The organism is Frigoribacterium sp. 9N (assembly GCF_902506305.1).
Classification (GTDB): Bacteria; Actinomycetota; Actinomycetes; order Actinomycetales; family Microbacteriaceae; genus Frigoribacterium.
The window spans coordinates 119,614-125,937 of the sequence record NZ_LR733391.1 but is presented as its reverse complement, the minus strand read 5'-3'; the positions used below and the strand labels follow the sequence as shown (position 1 = coordinate 125,937).

Sequence of the window (6,324 nt, the reverse complement as noted above, 5' to 3'; positions counted from 1 at the left end):
GCGGACAGGTGCTGGGCCGGGGCCGGGGCCGAGACCCGACACGGCACCTCCTCGGCACGCCGAAGGGCCCGGCACGATGACTCGTGCCGGGCCCCGGGTGGTGCGAGGTGCCGTTATTCGACCTTGCCCTCGATGCCGGTCTGGTAGACGGGCTTGTTGTCGTCGTCGAACGTGTAGACGCCGATCGAGGCGGACGACGGGTCGTTGTTGTCGTTGAACGCTCCGATGCCCGAGGGGCCGGTGTAGTGGATGTCGTCACCGGCGTCGAGCGCGGTCTTGCAGTCCGCGTACGTCGTGCACTCGGTGCCGCCGTCCGCTCCGGAGACCGCGGCCATGTTGGCCTGGATCGTCCCGGCGTCGGTGCCGCCACCGGCCTGTGCCGCGAGAGCGGTCAGGATGACGGCGTCGTACGACTCGGCCGCGTACGAGAAGTCGGCCAGGTCGCCGCCCTCGCTCGCCTTGTAGCCGGCCACGAGCTTCGACTTGAAGTCGGCGCTCGCGTCGGCACCGGGGATCGTGCCCTTGGCGCCCGCGAGGGTGCCGGGCTCGAAGTCGGCGCTGTAGTCGGCCGTGTTGCCGTCGGACATGTAGACCTTGCTCATGTCCCAGCCCTGGCTCTTCAGCTCGGGCACGATCGACTTGGTCTCGTCGAAGGCCAGGATGACGATCGCGTCGGGCTCGGCGGCGATGGCTGCCGACACCTCGGACGAGAAGGTGGTCTGACCGGGAGGGAACTCTTCGCCCTTGCCGGTGCCGCCGTAGACGACGGTGCCGCCCGAGCTCTCGATCGACTTCTGCGTCGAGTCGCGCAGACCCGTGCCGTAGGTGTCGTTGAAGACGAGGAACGCGACGTTGGCGTTGCCGTCGGCCGTGATCTGCTGGCCGAGCGCCGAGCCCTGCACCGAGTCCGGCGGAGCGGTGCGGTAGTAGTAGGACGAGTAGCCGCTGAGCGAGCTCGCCGTGTTGGCGGGCGAGATCTCGATGATGCAGTTGCTGGTGAGCTGGTCGACCACGTTGAGCGTGACGCTCGACGACTCGGCACCGAGCACGACGGGCACCTTGGCGTCGATCAGCTGCGTCGCGGCGTTGCTCGACACGGTCATGTCGTTGCTGTCGCCCGAGTCGGTGCTGGTCGAGATCTCGGCCGGCTGGTCGAGCACGCCGCCGGCGGCGTTGATGTCGCTGATGGCCAGGTTGGCGCCCGCGATGGCGGGCGGGCCGAGGTAGGCCAGGGTTCCGGTCAGCGGCAGCATGGTGCCGATCGCGAAGGGATCGGTGCTGGGCGTCCCGACCTCGCACTTGGCGGCGGGATCGGCCTTGGCCGACGACGACGACGAGGCGTCGTCAGAGGGAGATGCCGTCGAACAGGCAGCGAGCAGCACGGAGGCTGCGCCGGCGAGAGCCAGTGCTCGGAGGGCGGTGCTGGATCGGATCATCCGTGGAACCCTTTCGTGGACAGCGGCAGTGCAGCCCGACCGGTGGCGGTCGAACCTGCCGCGATTGGTCCGAAACTAGGGGTCGAATGTTTCTGGCGTGTGTTCTCGACGTCAAAGTGACGTTTCGTTAGCCATTCGTGACTTTGCGAGGGATGGTCGCTTCTAGGTGGTCGGGGCCACGGCGAGGGGCCGGCGCGATCGTCGCCCTGCACGGACCATGTCGACGGTCAGCACGATCGATGCGACCCAGACGATGGCGAAGCCGACCCACCGCGCGGTCGACATGTGCTCGCCGAGCACGACGACCCCCACGACGAACTGCAACACGGGAGCGACGTACTGGGTCAACCCCACGGTCGTCAGGGGCAACCGACGCGTCGCCGAGGCGAAGAGCAACAGGGGCACGGCCGTGATCACGCCCGTGCCGATCGTGGCGAGGGTGTGCCCGACGCTCACGGTGCCGAGCACGACGCCGCCGCCGAGGCCCGTCACGTGCAGCACGATCAGGGTGACGGCCGCGAAGGGGGCGATCCAGAGCGTCTCGAGCGTGAGCCCGCCGACCGCGTCGACCCGACCGCCGACCTGCTTCTTGACCAGGCCGTAGAGCCCGAACGAGAACGCGAGAACGAGCGAGATGAACGGCGGCCGGCCAGCCCCGACGGCGATCACGAGGACGGCGACGGCGCTCAGCCCGACGGCCACCCACTGGGTCGTGCGGAGACGCTCGCGCAGCACGACCACGCCGAGCACGACGGTGACGATCGGGTTGATGAAGTACCCGAGCGCCGCCTCGACCACGTGCCCGCTGAGCGTCGCCGAGATGAAGACCGTCCAGTTGACGACGATGAACGCGCCGGCCACCCCCATGGTGGCCACCAGGCGCGGCTGTCGCAGCAGGGCCAGGATCGAGCGCAGCGCCCCCGTCACGACGAGCAGCACCGCGCAGAAGACGAGCGAGAAGAGCACCCGCCAGGCGACGATCTCGAACGGGCCGGCCGGGGCCAGCAGCAGGAAGTACACCGGCAGGACGCCCCAGAGCCCGTAGGCCCCCAGGGCGTAGGCGAGGCCCGCCCCGCCGGCCCCGTCGACGCCGAGCCCCGAGGTCGGGGCGGAGGGGGACGAGGAGGCGCGGGTCGAGGTCACCAGGCGACTCTAGGTGGCTGCGCCCGCCGCCGGAACGGCCACTCCTGCCACCGTGGATCGATCGACGGACGACGACGCCTGGGGACGGGCCCTCGTCGGCCGGCACGGTGCCGACACGGCGAAGGCCCCTGCCGGAGCAGGGGCCTTCGGGACGGCGACCGGGGTCGCGGAGCACGGCCGGAGCCGTGCCGGGGTGCTAGCGGACGATGACCGCCAGGACGTCGCGAGCCGAGAGCACGAGGAGGTCTTCTCCGCCGTACTTCACCTCGGTTCCGCCGTACTTGCTGTAGATGACCTTGTCGCCGGTGGCGACGTCGAGCGGCACGCGGTTGCCGTTGTCGTCGATGCGGCCCGGGCCGACCGCCACCACTTCACCCTCTTGGGGCTTCTCCTTGGCGGTGTCGGGGATCACGAGACCCGAAGCAGTGGTCTGCTCGGCTTCGACCTGACGAATGACGATGCGATCTTCGAGCGGCTTGATGCTGACCGACACGGGTGACCTCTTCTTTCTCGGTGCTACGAAAACATGGGGGCTGGCACTTGCCGGGGGCGAGTGCCAGAACAACTGTAGGACGAGACTGGCACTCGGTCAATCCGAGTGCCAACGCGTCTGCCCGCGTGCGTCACACTGGACGACATGGATTCCTCCGAGCTGCTCGAAGTCCTCTCGCCCGAGGGGCTGCGGCTGCTCGACTCGCTGCCGGCGGGCGGCGCCTCCGGTGACGACGTCGTCGGCACGGTGGCCGCGTTGCGCAAGCAGGGCCATTCCCCCGCCCTCGTGTCGGCGGTGCTCACACAGGCCCGGCTTCGCGGCCGGGCCGTGGCCAAGTTCGGCGAGTTCGCGAGCCGCATGCTGTTCACCGAGGCGGGCCTCGAACAGGCCACGCGCCTCCCGGTCGCCGCCCGCCACGCCGGACGCTACGCCGCGGCGGGGATCGGCAGCGTCGCCGACCTGGGCTGCGGCATCGGGGGCGACGCCCTGGCCTTCGCCGCACTCGACCTCGACGTGCTCGCCGTCGACCGCGACGAGGTGACCGCGGCCGTCGCCTCGTACAACCTCGCGCCGTGGCCGTCGTCACGGGTCGAGCAGGGGGACGCCGCCACGACCGACCTCGCAGGCGTCGAGGGGGTCTTCCTCGACCCGGCGCGACGGACGTCCGGCCACACCGCCACCAAGCGCCTCGCCGATCCGGCCGACTGGTCCCCCGGCCTCGACGTCGCCTTCGGCTTCGCCGACCGCCTGCCCACCGGGATCAAGCTCGGTCCGGGCGTCGACCGCGAGCTCCTGCCGACGGACGCCGAGTGCCAGTGGATCTCGGTCGACCGCGACGTGGTCGAGGTGGGCGTGTGGTTCGGGCCGCTCGCGCGGCCGGGAGTGGGTCGGTCCGCCCTGGTGATCGGCACCTCCGGGGCGTCGGAGTTGACGGCCGCCGCCGACTCGGACGACGTCGACCCGGGCGACCTCGGCGAGTACCTCTACGAACCCGACGGCGCCGTGATCCGGGCACGCCTCATCGGCGACCTGGCCCGCTCGATCGACGCCCGGATGATCAGTCGCGACATCGCCTGGTTGACGACGGAGGCGCGGGTCGAGACCCCCTTCGCACAGGGATTCCGCGTGCTCGAGACGTTCCCGCTCGACGAGCGGACGCTGAAGCGCGAGCTGCGGGCCCGGGGCATCGGGCGACTCGAGATCAAGAAGCGCGGAGTCGACGTCGACCCCGCGACGTTCCGCAAGCGACTCTCGTTGCAGGGGACCGGGTCGGCGACCCTCGTCCTCACCCGGGTCGCGGGGCGGCACACCGCCCTGCTCTGCGAGCGCCTGGTCTGACGCCGGGCGGGACGCGAGAGCGGCGGGTCTCGCTGCTGCCCGACCCCCGCCGTCGCGCCTTCGTGGTGACGCACGAGTGGGCAGAAGACGCTTCTCGCCCCTGCGGCGACGCCTCCTGCCCACTCGTGCCCCACCGGGGTGGGGCCGGGCTCAGTACCCGCCGTAGTAGTCGGAACCCGACGAGAAGCCGGCGATGAAGAGGCCGAAGGCGATCCAGCCGATCACGATGAGCACGACGCCGGCGTAGCCGACGATGAGCCCGGTGAGCCAGAACCCCCTCGCGTGACGCTCACGCGACATGCCCAGGTGCCCGAGCACGATGCCCGCGATGGACGCCACGATCGAGAGCCCGAAGGTGAAGGGCGCGAGCACGAGACCGGCGATGGAGCCGATCATCGCCAGGAGGCTGAGGAGGCGCGGGGGCTGTGCGGCGCCGGCCGAGGCGTACGGCGGGTAGGGCGAGCCGTAGGCCTGCTGGCCGTACGCTCCGCCGGGCTGGCCCTGCTGGCCGTACGGCTGCTGGCCGTAGGGCTGCTGGCCGTAGGGCTGCTGACCGTACTGTCCGACGGGCTGACCCTGCTGGCCGAAAGACTGCTGACCGAACGACTGCTGACCGTACGGCGCACCGGACTGCCCGGAGGGCTGCTGCCCCTGGGGCTGTTGGCCGTAGCCCTGGGGCTGGCCGTACCCCGGCTGCTGGCCCTGAGGCTGGCCTTGGCCCGAGGGCTGCCCCTGTGGCTGCCCGTAGCCAGGTCGCTGACCCTGAGGCTGCTGGCCGTACCCCGGCTGCTGGCCGTACCCCGGCTGCTGCCCGTAGCCCTGCGGCCGGTTCTGCGCCTGCTGCCCGTAGCCCTGCTGCCCGTACCCCGCCGGCGGCTGTGCACCCGGCTGGCCGTAGGGCGGCCGGGGCGGCTGAGGAGCACCCGGCGGGACCTGCCCCGGACGGGACTGCGGCGCCGGGGCGCCCTGGGGTGCCCCGTACGGCGCCGACCCCGTCGGCGGCACGCCGGCCCCGGCGTAGGGCGACGACGCGGGCGGCTGGGACGACGGCTGCTGGGACGCGGCTCCCGGGAAGGCGGTGGGAGGCAGCGGCGGTGAGGCGGTGGCCGCGTCGCCACCCACGGTCGGGCGCGTCGGGGGCGCGGTGGGCGCCGCGGGCGGCGTCGGAGCCGAGGGCGCGGTCGGCGCCGAGGACGGCTTCTCGGGGGTGGTGTCGTCGGTGGCCATCAGCTGCCTTTCGCGAGCGGTGCGTCGGTCGTGCCATCGGAGCGGCCGGTCACACCCGTGACGGTCGCGTCCCGGGACACGAAAGGGTCCGCACCGTCCGGTGCGGACCCCGTCATGCTAGCGAGGCCGCCGATGAGCGGCCCCTGGGAGGCGTCGCCCACGGGGGCGCGCCCGCGGCCTCAGGAGTTGTAGCTGCCGTCGTAGAGGTCGGGGTTGCTGGCGATCGCACCGAAGACGACGAAGAGCAGGATGATCGTCAGGATCGTCAGCGCCACGACGACGTAGGCGAGGATGAGCCCCGTCAGGGCCATCCCCCGGCCCTCTTCGCCCCGCTTCTTGATCTGGCTCAACGCCATGTGGCCGGTGACGATGGCACCGATGGCCGTGATCGAGGTCACGAAGCCCGCGATGCCGAGGATCATCGACACGAGGGCGAGGGTGTTGCGCTGACCGGGACGAGCGCCGTTCTGCCCCTGGTACGAGGGCTGACCACCGGAGGGCTGCCCCGGGTAGGCCGGCTGCTGGCCCTGGTAGGGGTTCTGCGGCGAGGGCTGGCCGTGGGGCGTGGGGTTCTGGTCGGTCATCGGAGACGTCCTTCTGCTGAGGGTCGGCCGGTGACGGCCGCGGTCGGTCGAGCGCCCATGCTATCGGCGACCCATGACCGGCGACCGGGGGCCGGTCGCCCGG

6 protein-coding genes are annotated in these 6,324 nt (G+C 71.5%); 1 reads left to right on the top strand and 5 read right to left on the bottom strand.

All coding sequences use genetic code 11. The features are described 5' to 3' along the window. Positions 1 to 113 precede the first annotated feature (113 nt). From ARTHRO9V_RS01055 to groES, 3 genes are all read right to left on the bottom strand, one after another. On the bottom strand, positions 114 to 1,436 hold the full coding sequence (locus tag ARTHRO9V_RS01055) for an ABC transporter substrate-binding protein (RefSeq protein ID WP_056043452.1): 1,323 nt from the start codon (positions 1,434 to 1,436) through the stop codon (positions 114 to 116). A gap of 162 nt (positions 1,437 to 1,598) precedes the next feature. Next, complete coding sequence (rarD, locus tag ARTHRO9V_RS01050) at positions 1,599 to 2,579, bottom strand: EamA family transporter RarD (RefSeq protein WP_159825002.1); 981 nt, start codon at positions 2,577 to 2,579, stop codon at positions 1,599 to 1,601. Between the two features lie 196 nt (positions 2,580 to 2,775). After that, positions 2,776 to 3,072 carry a co-chaperone GroES gene (groES, locus tag ARTHRO9V_RS01045; RefSeq protein WP_043595988.1) on the bottom strand — a complete coding sequence of 99 codons (297 nt, stop codon included), beginning with the start codon at positions 3,070 to 3,072 and terminating at the stop codon, positions 2,776 to 2,778. Between the two features lie 144 nt (positions 3,073 to 3,216). Here groES and ARTHRO9V_RS01040 point away from each other — a divergent pair, with 144 nt between their 5' ends. Beyond that, positions 3,217 to 4,410: a class I SAM-dependent methyltransferase gene (locus tag ARTHRO9V_RS01040; protein WP_159825000.1), complete on the top strand. Its 1,194-nt coding sequence runs from the start codon at positions 3,217 to 3,219 to the stop codon at positions 4,408 to 4,410. Between the two features lie 150 nt (positions 4,411 to 4,560). Here the strand turns inward: ARTHRO9V_RS01040 and ARTHRO9V_RS15700 are convergent, their stop codons facing one another. Continuing rightward, positions 4,561 to 5,637 (bottom strand): DUF4190 domain-containing protein, encoded by a 1,077-nt coding sequence (locus ARTHRO9V_RS15700; RefSeq protein ID WP_159824999.1) that lies wholly within the window; start codon positions 5,635 to 5,637, stop codon positions 4,561 to 4,563. A gap of 179 nt (positions 5,638 to 5,816) precedes the next feature. After that, positions 5,817 to 6,221: a DUF4190 domain-containing protein gene (locus ARTHRO9V_RS01030; protein ID WP_201298896.1), complete on the bottom strand. Its 405-nt coding sequence runs from the start codon at positions 6,219 to 6,221 to the stop codon at positions 5,817 to 5,819. Positions 6,222 to 6,324: the final 103 nt, after the last annotated feature.